The sequence below is a fragment of the Spirochaetales bacterium genome (genome assembly GCA_016930085.1).
Taxonomy (GTDB): domain Bacteria; phylum Spirochaetota; class Spirochaetia; order SZUA-6; family JAFGRV01; genus JAFGHO01.
In genome coordinates, this window is sequence record JAFGHO010000029.1 from 14,933 (window position 1) to 33,274 (window position 18,342).

Sequence of the window (18,342 nt, forward strand, 5' to 3'; positions counted from 1 at the left end):
GTATTTGGAAACTCGGTGCTTTTTTTTTCGGATATATTTTAATGTCTCGCGGCCCTGCCGGGATGTATCATCCCTGCTTTTCTTTCAACCTCCGGCTCAGGGTGGACTGATTGATGCCGAGATAGGTCGCCGCGATCGACTGGTTTCCCTTTGCCCGTTCCAGTGCCTTTTCAATAAAAAAATCTTCCGCTTCTTTCAGCGTGGGTATTCTGCCCGAATAGGAAATTGAAAAATCCTTTTTCGCGGTCCGCGAATCCTCCCGGGCATTTCCCCCCGTACGCTTTTTAATATACTCCTTGAAAACGGAAAGGGACAACACCGGTGTTTCACATCTGCTGACCGCGTCATAAATCATCGATTGCAGTTCCCGTATATTTCCGGGAAAATGATAAGAGGAAAGTAACGGGAATATCTGGTCCGGTATGCCGGGGGTTTTCCTGCTCATTGATTGCGCGGACTGTTCGACAAAGTGATTGATGAGAAGGGGGATATCTTCCGGCCTCTCCCGGAGCGGCGGCATATGTATATGATGGATAATGAGACGGTAATAGAGGTCATTGCGGAAGGTATTGTCGTTTTGTTTTTGTTCGAGATCCGTATTGGTTGCGGCGATTATTCTCGCGTCCGAAATTTTTACCACATCGGAACCAAGGGGATAATATTCCTTGTCCTGCAGCAGACGAAGAAGCTTCACCTGTGAAGTGTTATCCATATCACCGATTTCATCGAGGAAAAGGGTTCCTCCGGAAGCCTGTTCAATGAGACCGGGCCGCGAAGAATCCGCGCCGGTGAACGCCCCCTTTTTATGGCCGAAAAGGGTATCTGAAAACATTGTATCGTCGAGTCCGCCCACATTGACCGGAACAAAATTGCCCGTTCTGTTGCTGAGCCGGTGTATAGCCCTGGCTATGAGCTCTTTTCCGACACCGCTTTCACCGGTAACGAGAACGGGTTTGGGCGTACATGCAATCGCCTCGGCATATTTAAAAATACTCTTCAAGGCATTGGCGGTCGTGATTATCTCCGCAAAAACCTCCGGGTGATGGATATCCTGTGAGAGAACCTGTCGTTTCAGGGTATCCACTTCAAACTGCAATTCACGTATCTCCAGCGCGGTGCGGATACTGGAAGTGAGGCGGCTGTTTTCAACCGGTTTCACCATGTAATCGAAAGCCCCGCATTTCATGCATTCGACGGCCGTTTCCACCTTATTGGAACCCGTTACCACGATAACCGGAATCTGGGGATATTTTTCTTTAATAAGGGAAAGCAGGTCCTGGCCTTTGACATGAGGCATGAAAAGGTCCAGAACGGCTACAGAAATTTTCCTTTCGGCGAGCATCCCGGGCACCTCTCTCGAATCGGAACAAAGAATGAAATTGTTTATCCCATTGAATTTCAAAGCCATTTTATACGATTCGAGCACATCTTCTTCATCATCAACGAGAAGAAGGGGGTCGAGAGGGAATATTGTTTTCATATTCATGTACCTCCGTCAGATAACGGAAAATTTTCATACGCTGTGCAGTCTTCGAAGCAGAGGTTTCCCGGGCTTTTTTTTGTATTCGTCGATTGCTTCGCGGAAATGTTTTTCCATCACGGCAACGAATTTATCCGCCCTCCAACTATGCGCGTTATCGGCGGCCTCCCTTGATTTTTCCTCATAGAGCGATCTGTCCGATAGAAGGGCGATACAGAGTTCGGCAATCTCTTCATGATTTCTCGATGACGCCAGCAATCCGCCCCTGTTTCCTTCCATGATCATCTGGACGCCGTTTTGACTCACACCGACGACCGGGGTACCGAAGGCCTGCGCCTCGAGAACAACAAGACCCTGTGTTTCTGATATCGAGGGGAACACGAATATATCCGCCGCCTTGTAATAGGCATAAAGATCTTCCCTGCTTAAATATCCCTTGAGAATGATACTATCGGTCATCTTCATCTGTTTGATCATCTCGGTTACTTCCGGTACCAGGGGACCGTCGCCGGAAAGGATGAGAATGGCATCGGGGATCTTTTTTTTGATCAGGGGGAATGCCTTCACGACATACCCGACAGATTTTTCACGGCATATACGCGATGCGAAAAGCAGAATCCGCTTCTTCCTGTCGATATCGAGGTGACGATCCACAAGCTCCTGATTGACCGTTCTCTTCATCCCTTCGATATCGATGCCCGTCGGACAAAGAACAAGGCGTGATGTAACGCCGTACCCTTCGAGAATCCGCTTGATCTGCGGGGACGGAACAAAGGTGTAACTGCCGAGCCCGCATATGAGTTTACTGACGGCTTTCACCAAAACCCTCATGATTCGCCTGGGAAGAAAGATATAATGGCCGTATTGTTCGAAATGAGTGTGATAGGTATGTGTCAGTGGAATACCGAGTTTTTTTGAAATCCAGACACCGTACCCGCTCACCAGAAGGGGATGCTGGATATGGATGATATCCAGATTCAGGGCTTCAATGTCGACCCTGAATCCAAGCCATGGAAAGGTGATGTAATGCTCCTGATGCGTCGGAAGCGGGAAACCGAAACATCGATACACCGAAATTCCAGGTTTTGAGGGGTCCTTCGGTTCGTTTTTCGTCCCTTTATACCGTGGACAGAAAATCGAAACATGGTGCCCTCGCTTTACGAGTTCCTCTGAAAACGAGAGTGTCGAGGTCGAAACGCCGTTGATAACGGGATAATAAGTGTCTGTAAATATTCCAATATGCATAGGTATGATCGTATTCTCCAGATTATGCCGCCTTTGTCAAGGGCTCATAGCCAAAAACTGTCTTACCCCGGATTATCCGTGCATACGGCCGTTTCCGTATCGACCTCCTCCGGCAGGGGTCCGCACCGAATATATCGCAAAGACCGATGTTACTTTTTACCCGAAAAACCGATACCCTCAAGAAAAAGATTTCGATCGCCTTCCGGTTTCCATTTGTCGTTTACATAGGTAACCGAAATCCTGTGAACACCGGCTTTCAGATGAACCGAACCGGCTTCAAAGGTAGTAGTGAAGGCGGATACCACCTCCGTCCCCGTTTTTTCCTTATCATCGATTGAAATCCGTATAAGGGCGAATATACCGTCGAGCGGCGTCGAATATCCCCGGACAAATATCTCATAATCATCCTCTTCCCGGCAATAAAAGTCCGCCGTCACGGTTCCCGCCGAATACAGCGCAATTTCGTTATCCGTCTGCCGGAAGTGGGCGATCTTCCCGGCGGGCTTGAAAAACGCAACCGGTATCCATTCCGGTTCGACCGGCGGCGGGACGAATGCCGCGCCGCAATTCGCAAGGAGTACCGATGCGTAACGCATTCCCCGGACCCGGTTGTGCCCCGCAGTATGCCACCTGACGCAGTCACAGACGATACGGCCGGCAGGCGGCGTATCGATCACCGCGATCGCCGGGGGGAGACTGATCAAATGAATCCCGTTTTCATCGGCATCGACCTTCGAAATGATAACGGCATCGACACTGAGATTGCGGTCTTCCCCGTTTTTATAATAATCGTTTACGAAAGATAGTCTCAACGAACACCTCCCTGCGGGAAGACTCATGAAAGTATGGTAGGCTTTGACCTCACTACCGGTAAGCGCGATATAGGTCTCGGGGATTTCCTTCCCGGAGATAACCAGAAGCGGCCATATCCCCTCTGCCCGAGTTCCGCCGGCCATGACCGTTATTCTGTGCAATCCTTCGGAAAGGACATCGATCGTTCCTGAAACCGAACCGTTTGTGGCGAACCTGACCGTGCTCCCGCCGTCGGCAACTTCGACATATTTCCCTTCGCGTTCCCACGTTTCCACTTCATACCGCACCCCGTTGTCCTTCCCGGGGGCGATATCCAGAACGGTATCGGCAATCGCCGGATCGGGATCGAACCCGCGCTGCCAGACCGGTTCTCGGTACTCCCCGATAAAAACAAGATCCTCCCGGCAGATTCCCCCGGAAATCTCGTGATCCCCGTCAAGGAACGTCAGTGGACCGCTTCCCGCTGATAGTGTCAAATCCGGCATTGAAAGGGCCTTCATGAGTCTTTCGAAGGAGTCTTTTTCGGGACAATGCCAGTAGAGAACGGGCTTCCTTTTCTCATCGGTAAGATATTCCGCAAGCAGGGGGATTGATCGATCGAGGGCCTCCCCGCCGCCGTGAAGAAGAACCGGCCCCGTACCCCGTATATCCCGGGCGGCCGGAACCCCGGTGATCTCCCGGTAATCAAGTCCCATCAGGTCAAGCCGGTCGACGAAGGAACCGGCCTCCCTTCCTTCAGCCAGGACAGCGGATACGGAAGCGTGCCGGTATACCGGCGCGAGGAAGGAAATCGCGTTGCCGACGATCATACGCGCCGAGGGTTCATCGGCACAGGAGGTACCGGCAAGCGCCTGACATAAAATGATTCGTCCCCTGCCGAAAGGAAGTTCCACAAGCGGGGACTGGTCGAGGCTGTTATCGCCCCCGGAAACAAGAAGGGCCTTTCCCCCGTGCCCTTCCGGCCGTACAATCTGTTTTTTCGCAACGTAATGGCCGTTCCGCCAGAATCTGAAGGCCCCGGCGGCGAGACCATCGAACAGAGGATGCCGGCGGTCGAGGGGAAAGGTCATCGTCGCCGGATGATCGACGAGCGATATACCGGCGGCGAGTCCTCCGAAAGTTTCCTGCTCCATGACAAAAAGACGTCCGCCATTTTCGAGAAACCTCCGAACATCGGCCGAACCTTCGACACCGCCGCCGATAACGGGAAGACCGTCAACCGCTTCCCGCTTATGGAGAGCATAAGGGCCGATGAGGAGTATCGTTTTTTCGGGCTGAAATCGCGAAATTTCCTTCAGGTTCGATATCCGGGAGGCATCGATTTTTTCTCCCCCCAACGCCCACCGCTTCCCCGGATCGTAAATCGCAAGAGCTATCCCTTTGGGTACGGTGAGCGGTTTTTTTTCGAAGATGGAAAAGGCCGTCTCCGTCGAATGAACAATCTTTCCGTCCGTTTCGAGTGAGGCGGTAAACTTCCTTCCCCCGACGCATTCGGCATCCGGCATCGGAACATTGACCGTCGCGACGGTACGCCCGCCCGGACCCAGCTTAAAATCATCCGATTCACCGGATGCTATTCCCCGGAGGTTCCATTTCAGCTTCAGCGACAGCGCGCGGGGGCTGTCGTTGAACACATCGAAATGCCTCGACACAATTTCACCGGCAAAGAATCTCGAATCGAGTTCGCGCGCGAACGCCGCAACCGGTTCGTAAACCCGTTTCTGGGTCCGGAAGAGCACACCGCCGGTATCGATCCGCCCCCCCGAATCGGCGATCGTCCACGGACACATTCCCGAAACGCCGGCGCGCCGGTAGGCGATCGTCTGGAATTCCCATGCAAGCGCCTTCGCCCTGATGCGGTAGTCTTTCAGGTTTCCGTACGCCTCGTCCCCGAAAAAAACGGTGCCCGGAGCGTAATCCTCCCTCGGTATCCAGAGATACTCCCCGATGTAGAGGGGTTTTTCCCTGTCCCAGAAAAACTCTTCTCCCCTGCTTCCCATGAGTCCTCCCTCCGTCCCCGTTACGACCCTCTCGGAAAGCCAATCCGCGGTATCGGGATAATCCGAATATTCGGGCATTTCATGGGGATAGTGAAGACCGATGACATCTGCGACACCGCCGGGATCGAGATCGGCCTCATAGGTGACGAGATGGTCGGGATCGAGCTTTTTCAGTCTCACTCCCAAAGCGGCGAGATTTTTTTCCGCATTATCCGAGTATCTCGACGCCCCGCAGTGGAGAAGTTCGTTTTCGATACTCCACATAACAAGGCACGGGTGATTCCGGTCCCTCAGGACCATGCCCGAAAGATGATTCCAGACGTTTTCCCAGAAGCGATCGTCGTTATACGCATACCCCCCGCCCCCGTCGCACCAGAGGGCGCCTTCTTCGATTATCATAAGACCGATTTCGTCCGCCAGTGAAAGCCATTTGCGCTGCCACGGCTGTGTGTGAAAACGGAAAGCGACATTGTTTCCCGCCTTTATTGTCTCGAGGGCTTCCCGTACTTCCGCGTCCGTCTGATATGAGGAGGCCGGCCATCCGCTCGAGGCAAGAAGATGCCGCTTTACCCCGTTCAGATAGAACTCTGGCCCCTCGGCCCAGAGTTCCCTGAACCCTATCCGTTCGTCACAGGCATCGATGATCCGGCCGGTCGAAGCGTCCTCGAGAAAAAGACGCAGCCGGTATAAAAAGGGGTCCTCCGGCGACCAAAAACGGATCTCCCCGCCGAAGATGGAAACCGATAACGACCAGCCGCCCTTCTCATCGACAACCGAAGACCGAAGGGCCAAAACACACTCCCCGCGGTCCTCTCCGTCCGGATTTTCTTCGAAGACCTCCCCCCGGACGCGGAGGACGCGGGCGTAAGACGATGATGTTCCCCTTACCGAAAGGGTTTTCTTCCGGTACGATGTCGAAACCGCGATATCGGAAAGGTGTGCGCGGGGACGCGCCGAGAGTATCACGTCGTCCCAGATACCGTAGGAGGTAAAGTGACCGCCGATCGGGGCGAGTATGTTCCCCGCGGGATATCCGCGTAAAGTATCCCACCCCGCCTCCGTCCCCGGAGGAATGGCGAATCCGGGTGCGAATGTCGCACTCCAGTCCCGGCAGCGGATGTCGAGCGTCACACTCCCTCCCGGCCTGATGTGGTCCGTCACATCGATTTCGAAAGGGGTCCATCCGTCGAGCCGCGAAGCGATCAGGCGGCCGTCGATATACACATGCGGATCGAATCTTGCCCCGACGAGCAGCAGGAAGACGGCCAGCCCGTCCCACTTATCCGGAATTCGGATGTCCCTCCGGTACCAGACATAGCGGCTCCCCCCGACCGCGTTGCCGCTTATCAGGCACGGAACACTCATGGTTTTCCATGCGGCGCTTTTGGCTACTGCGGCGCCTTCCGACGTCGTCGCCACCTGCCACTTTCCGTTCAGCGACAGTTCCTCTCTCTCTCCCGGCACAAGGGGTATTTCTTTTTGGGGGGCGGCGGACAGCCTCAGCGGAAGGCCTGGCGCAATGAACGTAATAAGACACACGATGTGAATCATGACACGGGAAACCTGCCGGGTGTTCATCCGGTCAACCCGCGCGGGATGCGGCGTTTTCGAAATATTCCCAAAGGATTTCGGTAAGCTCGGGGACATACTCGATCTCGTAAATTATTTTGAGAAATCCGCCGACGTTTTTTTCTATCGAACCGATCGTCCCTTTTACGTTGAAACGGTATGTCTGGAAATACAGTTTCGAGACAAACCCGTATCCCTCTTTAAGATTCGGATCGACTCCCGGAATCGAAAGGGTGAGGTTGTTGACGGAAAGGGATATCAGTTTCGCTTCGACGGTCCGCTTTCCGATATGGCATTCGATATAATTATTGAATTTGAGAAGGCGGGAGGTATCGTTATTGACGAAAACATGTCTGTCCTTCAGCTTCTCGTACTGTTTGCGTAAATTTGCCTTGAATGCAAGAAACTCGCCGATTATCGTGATGAGTGCTTCCGGATAGCTTTTATACGATACCTCGATGAGGCACATGTTCTCTTTTCCCTTTATCGGCTCGATCCTGTCGATAATGGCCCAGACGAAAAACTTGAGGGGTATGCCCTTGAGATCTTTCTGAAAGGTAAATTTGAGGGCAGCGAGTTTTGAGAGGTACTGCGTGAAAAAAGGAAGCTCCCTTTCGTTCAATACCGCGAAAAGAAGGGCTTTTTTCATTGACACCTGATACGGGGCGCAGATGATGATATAATTTTCGATTTTCAGGAGGGTTTGGGACTGCAGGAGCCCCATTTTCTGGATAGCGAACCGGTCAAGCCGTACGATATTCGACGAATATTCTTTCCAGTACGATTTTATTTTGCTTTTTACCATCTCACTTATAATATTATATGGATGGATGGCGGAGTCAAGCAAAATACCTTTTTATTATCGAGTCCAACAAATACGGTCCCACAGGCGGCTATACCGACGATACACGGATTATACAACCCTGTTTGATTGAAGCAGTCGCAATTCATGTATAAAATTCGGTGTTATTCTGAGATTGCCGGCGTTTGCCTTCAATTCGGAAACGGTAAAAAACCGCCCCTCGATCACTTCCTCCGGGGGAGGGAGGATATGTCCGTCGCAGATGATTTTGTAACTGTACACATATTCGCTTTCGTTTTCATTTCTCCAGATATAAGTAAAAAGAAAAACCGCCCGCGAGGTATCGATATCGAGCTCTTCCCGGCCTTCCCTTGCCAGGGCTTCGCCGATTGTCTCGCCGGCCGCGACATGGCCCCCGACCGATGTATCCCAGTATCCGGGGAAAAGATCCTTGGTGAGGGCGCGCCGCTGAAGGTATATCCTTCCTTCCGCATCGAAGACATGGAGGTGGACGACGGGATGAAGCAACCGGGGGTTCGAATGACACCGCGCGCGGGTGGCCGTTCCGTAAAACCGGCCGTTTTCATCCACAAGAGGAAGCATCTCCTCATTCATATGACATCCTCCCATGTAATCCCCTCGCCTTCGGGTACCGGCCGTTTCGCGGATTTTCCGCATATCAAGGAAAGGTATTCCGGCCCGATACCCGGCCGCAGATTTTTTTCAGTTCGGAGTATCGCCGTATTGTGCTGAGTGAAGAGCCCGCCCCGATCAATATCGGTAAGCGCATGGATAGACCGCCTGGTGGTCCGGTAATTGTTTTGTTCGGAAGCAGCGAGGCGTTTCACACCGTCCCCGAGCACCTTTTCGACCCGGCCTTCTCCGTATCTTTTTTTCATCGATAGAACCGTTTCCTCATAACCCGCCTCCTCCGCCCGGCGCACTTCGGCGGCCATGAGCGCGAAAGCGGAAGGCGGAAGAGCGATCGGATCGTCGAGGCCGCCGCCTTCGTTCGAGAGGGTGATATGTTTTTCGATGATGCGCGCCCCTACCGCAGCGGAAAGGGCGGGCACCAGGACCGGATCGGCGGAATGATCGGAAACTCCCACCGGCACGCCGAAAAGATCCGAAAGAGGGGGAAGCAGCCTGAGGTTATATTCATCCTCAGGGGCCGGGTATGCGGTAATGCAGTGAAGGATGGCCGTATCGGCGCCCGTGACCGAGAGTGCGGTCTCGATATCCCCGAGCCGGGACACCCCGGTCGAGAGAATGAGGGGGATATTGTAGGAGGCGGTTTCCTCGAGAAGGGGGAAGTGGTTGAGTTCCGGAGAAGCGATTTTGACCGCCTTGACGCCGATCCCTTTCAGGATACGGGCACTGCGAAGACCGAAAGCGGTACATAGGAAAAGAAGCCCCGAGGCTTCGGCGCGTTCCTTCAACAGGAGGTAAAATCCTTCATCCCGTTCGAGGGCCTTGAACGAGGCATACAGGTCGACTTTGCCCCCGGGAAGTTCGACGGCGCCGGTACGGGGATGGCAGATTTCATCGGCATAGACGAGTTGGAATTTCACGCAATCGGCGCCGGAGGTCCGTGCCGCGTCGATAAGCGAATACGCCGCATCGAGATCGCCGTGGTGCGACGTTCCGGCCTCGGCGATGATAAGACAGGGTGACCGGTTTCCGACCGTTCTTTCTCCGATGTTTATCGACATTCCCATGTCTCCGATTATACGTTTTTTTCCGCATTTCCTGCAAGCGGATTAAAATGTCGGCGTTATTGGAGAACGCCGTCTTTGACTAACTTCTCCATCTGTGATATGATCGGCCTATGCTTGATATAAACCTGATTAGAGAGAAAAAAGAGGAAGTGACGAAAGCCCTCCTCAAAAAAAATGCCTCAGTCGATTTCAGCGAAGTGATCGGCCTGGATGATGAACGCAGACGGCTTATCATCGAATCCGACACACTCAAGGCAAAACGGAACGAGGTGTCCGGTGCTATCCCGAAAATGAAAAAAGAAGGGAAAGCCGTGGACGGACTTCTCGAGGAGATGAAAGGGGTGTCTGAAAAGATCAAGACGCTCGATACACGGCTTGCCGAAACAAAAGCCAGGATCAAGGAAATCCTCGAACGGCTCCCCAATATTCCGGACGACGATGTAAAACCCGGGGGCAAGGAGAACAACGAGGTCATCCGTACATTCGGCGAAAAACCCGCCTTTACCTTCAAGGCCAAAGACCATATCGAACTCGCCACAGAATGTTCGCTCATCGATTACGAACGCGGGGTAAAAATGGGAGGAAACGGTTTCTGGTTATACAAGGGCGACGGTGCCCTTCTGGAGTGGGGCCTGCTCAATTATTTTATCGAAACACACCGCGCGGACGGCTACGAGTTCATCCTTCCCCCGCATATCCTCGGCTACGAATGCGGTTATACCGCGGGGCAGTTTCCCAAGTTCGAAGACGACGTGTTTCATCTCGAGGCCGAAGACGGAAAGCATTTCAGCCACTTTCTCCTCCCCACGGCGGAGACCGCGCTGATCAATTATCACCGGGATGAAATACTCCGTGAAGAAGATCTGCCGAAAAAATATTTCGCCTACACACCGTGTTACCGGAAAGAGGCGGGTAGCTACCGTACCCAGGAACGGGGGATGATACGCGGCCATCAATTCAACAAAATCGAGATGTTTCAGTTTACCACCCCCGAAACATCGGCGGCCGCACTCGAACGACTGATACAAAAAGCGGAGGACCTCGTAAAAGGATTGGGACTCCATTACCGTGTCTCGAAACTCGCCGCCGCGGATTGCAGCGCGTCCATGGCAAAGACCTATGATATCGAGGTCTGGATTCCAAGCATGAACGAGTACAAGGAAGTCAGTTCGGCCTCGAACGCGCGCGATTATCAGGCCCGGCGGGGGAACATCCGTTTCAAGCGGAAGGATACTGGAAAAAACGAGTATATCCACAGCCTCAACGCCTCTGGGCTTGCCACGAGCAGGCTCTTGCCGGCAATACTGGAGCAGTTCCAGCGGGAAGACGGAACGGTCGCCGTTCCGGATGTCCTCCGCCCATGGATGAAAAAAGAAACACTGGGAAAAAATCAGCGTTAATCTTCGAATGTCAAGAATAACTCGTATTGTTCGTATACCGCTTGATTATCGGGATATCCGAATATCGCGAAGAAATAAGGGCACCTCTAAAAACTATCTTTTTATGATGTATATATGTCATGTCACCTATAGAAAATAGTATAGAAACACAGCGGTTATTATAATTCTCTGTAAAATAAAAAGATAGTTTCCCTTTAGGCGCCCTTGTTGGCTTAAGGAAATAATTTGCGGTTCTAAAAACCCTCAAAGCAGGTTTTTAGAAGTGACCATAATTTTGCGGATCGGCACCTCCCGACCCGGCCGTCACCCTTCGAGTTCCGCAGCCCGAAAGGCCGAGCTTTCTACCGCGTCGATGACGGCGGCGGTAAATCCGCCTGCCTCGAGCGCCCGGATGCCGGCTATCGTCGTTCCGGCCGGTGAGATGACCCTGCTGAGCAGTTCGACCGGGTTTTCGCCGCTTTTTTCCATGACCGCGCACGCCCCTTCGATTGTTTTGAGGGCGATCTGTATCGAGGTCTGATATTGAATCCCGGAGGCGACACCGCCGAGGGCCAGCGCATGAACGAACGCGAACACATAAGCGATACCCGACCCCGAAAGCCCGGTCACGGCGGGCATGAGGTTTTCCGGAAGTTCGCACGGGGTGCCGAGGGCGCCCGCGATCGCAGTACAATCCTTCCTGAACTCTTCGTCCGCCCCGTCGCCGAAGGCAATCCCCACGAGGGCTTTCCCTTCCATGGCCGCGAGGTTCGGCATAAAGCGGCAGACCGTATCGGTCGACAGGTGTTGTTTGAAAAAATCGATGGTCCTGCCCGCGACGATGCTGATGATCTTGCCGTTCTGTGCCGATTTTCCCGTTTCCCCGAAAAACCGGGTGAGTTCCTGGGGTTTCACGGCTATCACCGCGATATCCGCCCGCGCAAACAACTCCTTTTTATCGACGACGGTGATGTGATGCTTTTCCGTTGCCTCTGTGATTCGATCCCGCTTCGCTTCGGCCACGACAACCTCATACTCGCTTTTTTTATTCAACAGACCTTTTGCCAGGGCCGATCCCATGTTTCCAAAACCGATAATACCTATTGTTTTCACCTTCCGCTCCTTATGAGATAGTTTCTCTCAAGCACCAATCATAACCGGTGTGATGAATAATGTCAAAATGGGACCGACTTCATCCTTCGGTTATTTATCCGCTTTTCCGATGAGCGCGGTTTTTTCAGCAGCTGGTGATTTTTTCTGGTTTTCTTTTTTTTGTTTTTTCGCCTTTACTTTCCGGAAAAATCTGTAGGCTGTTTTAACGTCATCCCTTACGACTTTGGATGCGCCGTAGAATATCCGATTCAGGTTTTGTATATACGTGTCGATGAAGTTCGAGTATTTTGGTACGGATTCCTTTATACGCTCACCCCACTCGATCCAGCCGATCGTCTCGGGTAGATCGATTCCTTTTTTCTGCTGCTTCCTGACGATTTTACGAGAAAGCATGATGAGTGTCTTCCTGTTTTTTATGAACATATATCGGAACATGTAGAAATACCGGATAAAGAGAAGTAAGAGCATTATCGGGACCAGTCCGTACAGGATAAGCACCGGATCGATACTGAAGGACAGCCAGTTTTCCGTAAGCAGTTTTTCTTCGACAATAGGCCGTCCCATCATATACGAAAGCTGCCTTTGTGTCTGCTGATTGAGCATTATCTGTCTGTCAAAGACAAGTCCAGACTCCGTTTTATGATAATTGAACGGAAGGACGGCCGGTGTTGCCTCCTCAATCGTCCAGCCGGTATCGTTATAATAGACTTCGGGCCACACATGGGCCGCGTATCCGTTTATTGTCGTCACGTACCCTGCAAACGCACTCCCCCCGGTTTCATTTGGCTGCGGCAGAATGGCAAGAAAACCGGTCGCGTATCTTGCCGGGATACCGTTGAGCCGCGCGAGAAAGATAAAAGCGGTGGTAAAATGCACACTGTATCCTCCCTTCCGTTCGAAGAGAAATCCGTCGATCAGTGTCACCCGCGCCTCCGATTCTCCGGTCTCGAGATTGTAGATGCAGTTGAGTGAAAGATATTCCCTGATCCGCCGGACACAGAGCCGCGGGTCGCCCTCCGCCTTTAACGCTTCGGCCAGGGCGCGGACATCATTCGAAACGAAATAGGGGATATCGAGATAGGTGTCCGCATCAATACGATCTTCACGCGGCCGTTTCCCCCTCCGGAGATAGACCGTATCGTTTGAAATCAGTTTGTCGTGATCGTCGAGATAAAATCCCGTATCGTAATCGCCGAAGACGATCATCGGTTTTACACGCTTGAACCGGAAAAAGACGGTGTCGAGTGTGTGCGGGAGAAAGGCATAATATTCGCCCAGTACGGTAACCCTGATCTCCCCTTCCTTTTTTTTATCTTTGGATACCTCGTATTGGATCGGGGAATCGTTCTCCCCTTCTCCCGTTTTTGGGGAACTCCCGTACTTCTGTGATTCGAGGTGATAATCCGTATATGCCGGTGTCTGCCATTCATCATTCGTAAATGTAGAATGAATACGGGTTCTCAAGTATATCGCGGTATCGCCGGGATTTCCCTCGACCTCGAAAAGGGGAATCGAGGAGAGGATGGGTGTCGCGCCGAGTGCCCGTTTGTACTCGTCTTCAAAAGAAAATCCGAACTCCGGAATTTCATAAATGAGGGGTATCTGCGGGAAAAAAGTCGAAACCGTACCGCGCAGTGTCGTGGAAATTTCGTCGATCGCATCGCTTTCCCGCACTTTCACTACATTCTGCAATCCATAGCCGATGAGAAAACAGAGGGTGACGACAAGGCACGAAAAAACGATGCTTCTCACCCTGCTTCCCTGATTGAGATATTTGCGTGCGTTATAAATGAAGACGAAAAAAAGGATCGCTAGAAAAATACCATAGATGATATCCATCTGGAAAACAAGGGCGGCAAGCGCGCTGATGATCAAAAACATACCTAAAACCGCGCCGCCGAAATCATGGGTAATGACGGTACAGGCAAATGTCGTGGAAAAAAAGGCAATAAAGAGTATGAAAATGTTGACAACCCGTCCAGGATTCATGAAATTGGTTTGCATGATTTGAAAAAGCCGCCGGTAGGAGTTTGCCGGGGTGATAAGAATGCCGACAGTCAAAAGCAGTGCAAAAACAACGGAGAAAATGCCCGAAAGAACAATACAAGCCCGTTTTATACGGGGTGTAGCCAATTCCGCGACAAGAATCAGGGTCGGTTTTACCATGACCAGAATAACGATAAACGGAATCGACAGATGTGACTGAAGGATAAGCCGGGCGGCGATGGGAATGGCGAGCGCGAAAAGATATGCGACGATCACCTTTGCCGCAAGGTTTTTCACTACGTTGAGTGGGGTGAGTTTCGATCCTGATCCAGCGGTCGTTTCTTCAGCCATGATACTCCATCTCGAGATCTTCGATAATTGTCTTTGAACTGTTGACGACAATAATCCTGGCGCCCCTGTTTTTCAGGGAATAAAAGAAATCCATATTTTTTTCTTTTTGCTCCGGAATAAACCCCGATTGATTAAATACGACGGTAAATATTATCCCGGTGCCAAGCGAAGCCTCTATCAGATTAAAAAGATCGAGATCGAGATTATGGGTGATAAAAAATATCGAGTTCGAATCTATCTTCTGTTCCTGCTCCTGAATTTTATAAAGCCGGGCGAGCGGGATCGTATCCTGAAAAATGAGACCGGTCGTCGATTCATAAAACTGTCCGAAATCCGCCCCATCCTTTCCCTCGAAATTATAAAATTCCCTCCCGGGAGCGATAATCGAGGTTTTAATCGCTTTATCGAGGAAAAATTTAACCAGGGCAACAAGAATTTCGACCGATGTATCCTCGACTTCGAGTTCATTTATCTTTTGATTGACCGGCCTTATAAGATCGAAAAAGATCCTCACCGCGGGCTGGGGAGATGTTTCAAACTGCTTGATAAACGGCTTGCCGATAATCGCGAATTTCTTCCAGTAGATATGCTTGATTGGTTCACCCGACCTGTATTCCTTCAACTGGTCGAACATCGCGTAATCGGGTTCTCCGCCGAAGGGAAGCCCCTTATCGCCGCCTTCGATATCTTCGAGTCCCGGTTTAAACCGCTCCAGGTGCAGCACCCGCGGGTAGACATAAAAGGTTTTATGCCAGACCTTCATGCGGAACCTGAAGAAATGAAGGATATCCTCGACGACGACCTCCTTGAGACCGACCGTATAAATACCCCTGAACGGACAATCGATATCGAAGGTCCGGCTGAACATCCCTCCCGATTTCAGATAAAACTTAAAATCGGGAAGATTCACGTCCATGAGGGGGGTGATCGTCTTGAACTTGATGTTGACACACGGGAACGGTACGATGAACTCATTGGTAAAAGAGACAGTATAGTTAACCGTCTCTCCCTTGACGGGGTGTTCCGTACTGAATTTCTGTACATATTTAAGAAAGCTGTAGGCAAGAACAAGGATTATAAAGGAAAAAACCGGAAAGAGTGAGAGGGTGACAAAGAGCATATACAAAAACGGATCGAAGTACGTACCCGCCAGAAACGCGATAAACGTCGCAAAAAGGTAGATGGATAATGCCCGAAGCCGGAGCGGATAACTCTTATTCATTGATTCCCGTCGGTATCTCCACGCTTTGCTTGATTCTGGTCACAATCATGTCCGCCGTTTTACTCTCGATCTTGGCCTCGGCGGAGAGGACCAGCCTGTGGGCAAGAACCGGCTGCGCCATTTTAAGCACGTCTTCCGGTATCACATACCCGCGTTTTTTCATGAACGCCTCCGCCTGGGAAGCGAGAAGAAGGTGTTGGGATGCGCGGGGACTGAGTCCCAATTTTATATTCTTGCTTTTTCTCGATTCCGAGGCTATCTGGACGATGAAATGTTTGATGGCGTCGTCAACACGGATATTACGTATGATTTTACGGATGTCGATTATTTCTTCAGGCGTCGAGACCGTCTTCAAGCCGAGAAGCGGATTTGCTTCCTGAAACCTGTTGAGCATCATCACTTCGTTGTCTTCATCCAGGTACCCGATGGAAAACGAAATACCGAACCGGTCGACCTGCGCTTCGGGAAGAAGAAACGATCCGACAAACGTCACCGGGTTCTGGGTCGCGACGACAAAGAAAGGCTCCTTGAGTTTGTAGGTCACCCCGTCGACCGTGACGCTTTCCTCCTGCATGGCCTCGAGGAGACTCGACTGCGTACGGGGTGAAGCACGGTTGAGTTCGTCGGCAAGGATAAACTGGTGCATGACCGCTCCTTCCTTGAAAACAAACTCTCTTTTTTCATTACTCCATACCGACATCCCGACAATATCTCCGGGGAGAAGGTCGGGCGTGAACTGGATACGACCGAAATCAAGCCCGACACTGGCAGCAAGGCACCGGGCGAGGGTCGTTTTACCCACACCGGGAATATCCTCAATCAACACGTGGAGGCCTGAAATGAAACCGATCAGCAGGATCCTGATCTGGTACTCTTTTCCCACGAAGACCTTGCTGATATTTTCGATTATTTTGTTGACGATTTCCGCCTTTTTGGCAATGAGTTCTTCATCCATGAATCAAATTTTAGGTTACCGCATGTCAAAATGCAAGGGATAAAGAAAAAAAATAAATGATACGGGAGAAAAGATCCTCGGTCGAGTGCATCAAAGCTCACGAAGAAAATCAGAACAGGGATTATCGGAACCAATGAATGATCCGGTAATTCAATCCCGACGGTATTCCGTATCATTTGCCGTTACTCATTATGATCTTTGTATACTCTGTGAAAGACATATGCGTGATAAACAAAAACAATTGTCATAATTGACATCCGGGGGTAAAATGAAACGACAAAGAAGGAGGTTGTTATGAAAAGCTTTCGCAGGGAATTATGGTTTGAGGCAAAAAAACGAAGGGAACTTATCAATATCACCCCGATGGTAAAAAACTGCCTTACTGAAAGCGGTATAAAGGAAGGGCTGTTACTATGCAATGCGATGCACATCACGGCAAGCGTCTTTATCAATGACGACGAAGCCGGGCTGCATGCCGATTTCGAAACATGGCTCGAAGGACTCGCGCCGGAAAAACCGTATTCACGATACCGTCATAACGGGTATGAAGACAACGCGGACGCCCACCTGAAACGGACGATCATGGGGCGGGAGGTCGTTGTCGCTGTAACCGGCGGCGAACTCGATTTCGGACCGTGGGAACAGATCTTCTACGGGGAGTTCGACGGAAAGAGAAGGAAAAGGGTACTGGTAAAGATAATCGGTGAATAAGAAGTCAATGTATCATATGCTTTGTCAGACCGGGGATAACGGCAATGTGAAACACAAATCAAAAGCGGCTCTCGAAACCCGCTTCGTGGTTTTTGAAAACTTTTCTCTTATATCTTGACCTTTACCTCCACGGACATCCCCGGCAGGAGAAATCGGGTTTCCGGTATACGGTCGAATACGATTTTAACCGGAATACGCTGCGTCGTTTTCGTAAACTCCCCGATAGAAAACGGCGGGGGAACAATACCGGCGCTTATACGTGCGACCCGGCCCGTGCAGTGAAGTTCCGGGTACGCGTCGATTGAAATCTCAACCCATGCATCCACATGGATCTTTCTGATTTTCGTTTCTTCGAAGTTTGCAATAACCCATAGATCGGAGAGATTATTTATCGAAAAGATAGTCTGACCGGACTGGACCACATCCCCGGGCATTGACGTCTGTTTCGCGATAACCCCAGACATCGGAGAGGTAATCCGTGTATTCAGCAATTGGGTCTGAATAATTCCCAACTGGGCTTTGGCGGTATTAATTTGTGCCTCAGCAATTGCATATTGCGCCCGTGCCATATCGAAAGCTTTGGCTGCGTGGTCATTTTGTTCTTTTGTTGCCGCCCCGGAGGCAAACAGCACCTTTATACGATCGAAATCATCCCCTGCATTATCGAGACCTACTTTTGCCAGAAGCAGGTTCTGTTTTGAATATTCTAAAGAAGCCTCCGCCTGTTTCTCCTGTGCGCGTAAATCCGCATCATCCAGAAGTACCAACAACTGCCCTTTTTCGACCGTATCTCCTTCCGAAAGAAGCAGGCTTTTTATCCGTCCCGGCATCTTCGCACTTATATTCACATGGTCGCCGTCAATCGCGGCATCGTCGGTACTGGCATAATTAATAGTCTCGACAATCCAGATATAGCCGAACAATATGCCCACGGCAACGAGGATAAGCAATACCGCCAGACCGATAAAAAACGGTCTTTTCCGATCCTTGTCTTTCAT

The 18,342-nt window shown here is 51.1% G+C and carries 13 protein-coding genes; 2 read left to right on the forward strand and 11 right to left on the reverse strand.

All coding sequences use genetic code 11. The features are described from left to right. Positions 1 to 67: 67 nt before the first annotated feature. The 6 genes from JW881_05435 to JW881_05460 form a co-directional block, all read right to left on the reverse strand. Positions 68 to 1,486, reverse strand: coding sequence for a sigma-54-dependent Fis family transcriptional regulator (locus JW881_05435; protein ID MBN1696934.1), 1,419 nt, complete (start codon positions 1,484 to 1,486; stop codon positions 68 to 70). Positions 1,487 to 1,513: 27 nt separating this feature from the next. After that, positions 1,514 to 2,725 (reverse strand): glycosyltransferase, encoded by a 1,212-nt coding sequence (locus JW881_05440; GenBank protein ID MBN1696935.1) that lies wholly within the window; start codon positions 2,723 to 2,725, stop codon positions 1,514 to 1,516. A 149-nt stretch (positions 2,726 to 2,874) separates the two neighbouring features. Next, positions 2,875 to 7,116 (reverse strand): hypothetical protein, encoded by a 4,242-nt coding sequence (locus tag JW881_05445; protein MBN1696936.1) that lies wholly within the window; start codon positions 7,114 to 7,116, stop codon positions 2,875 to 2,877. 4 nt (positions 7,117 to 7,120) lie between these two features. Then, positions 7,121 to 7,912, reverse strand: coding sequence for a hypothetical protein (locus JW881_05450; GenBank protein ID MBN1696937.1), 792 nt, complete (start codon positions 7,910 to 7,912; stop codon positions 7,121 to 7,123). 108 nt (positions 7,913 to 8,020) lie between these two features. Then, positions 8,021 to 8,524: an NUDIX domain-containing protein gene (locus JW881_05455; protein MBN1696938.1), complete on the reverse strand. Its 504-nt coding sequence runs from the start codon at positions 8,522 to 8,524 to the stop codon at positions 8,021 to 8,023. Beyond that, a complete protein-coding gene (locus tag JW881_05460; protein ID MBN1696939.1) occupies positions 8,521 to 9,621 on the reverse strand; it encodes an N-acetylneuraminate synthase family protein in 1,101 nt (366 codons plus the stop codon). The genes JW881_05455 and JW881_05460 overlap by 4 nt, the downstream gene beginning before the upstream one ends. A gap of 116 nt (positions 9,622 to 9,737) precedes the next feature. Here JW881_05460 and serS point away from each other — a divergent pair, with 116 nt between their 5' ends. After that, on the forward strand, positions 9,738 to 11,027 hold the full coding sequence (gene serS / locus JW881_05465) for a serine--tRNA ligase (GenBank protein ID MBN1696940.1): 1,290 nt from the start codon (positions 9,738 to 9,740) through the stop codon (positions 11,025 to 11,027). Between the two features lie 303 nt (positions 11,028 to 11,330). On the opposite strand, the gene proC is transcribed toward serS, so the two are convergent. The 4 genes from proC to JW881_05485 all read right to left on the reverse strand — a co-directional run bounded on the left by proC (position 11,331) and on the right by JW881_05485 (position 16,633). Further along, a complete protein-coding gene (gene proC / locus JW881_05470) occupies positions 11,331 to 12,119 on the reverse strand; it encodes a pyrroline-5-carboxylate reductase (protein ID MBN1696941.1) in 789 nt (262 codons plus the stop codon). Positions 12,120 to 12,209: 90 nt separating this feature from the next. Beyond that, on the reverse strand, positions 12,210 to 14,456 hold the full coding sequence (locus JW881_05475; GenBank protein MBN1696942.1) for a hypothetical protein: 2,247 nt from the start codon (positions 14,454 to 14,456) through the stop codon (positions 12,210 to 12,212). Then, entirely contained in the window at positions 14,449 to 15,678 is a 1,230-nt protein-coding gene (locus JW881_05480) for a DUF58 domain-containing protein (protein MBN1696943.1), read from the reverse strand. Before JW881_05480 ends, JW881_05475 begins: the two co-directional genes overlap by 8 nt. Continuing rightward, the gene (locus JW881_05485; protein MBN1696944.1) at positions 15,671 to 16,633 is read right to left on the reverse strand and encodes a MoxR family ATPase; all 963 of its coding nucleotides are present in this window, start codon (positions 16,631 to 16,633) and stop codon (positions 15,671 to 15,673) included. Before JW881_05485 ends, JW881_05480 begins: the two co-directional genes overlap by 8 nt. A 294-nt stretch (positions 16,634 to 16,927) precedes the next feature. Between JW881_05485 and JW881_05490 the strand changes: the two genes are divergently transcribed. Continuing rightward, a complete protein-coding gene (locus tag JW881_05490) occupies positions 16,928 to 17,344 on the forward strand; it encodes a YjbQ family protein (protein ID MBN1696945.1) in 417 nt (138 codons plus the stop codon). Positions 17,345 to 17,451: 107 nt separating this feature from the next. On the opposite strand, the gene JW881_05495 is transcribed toward JW881_05490, so the two are convergent. Further along, the gene (locus JW881_05495; GenBank protein MBN1696946.1) at positions 17,452 to 18,342 is read right to left on the reverse strand and encodes an HlyD family secretion protein; all 891 of its coding nucleotides are present in this window, start codon (positions 18,340 to 18,342) and stop codon (positions 17,452 to 17,454) included.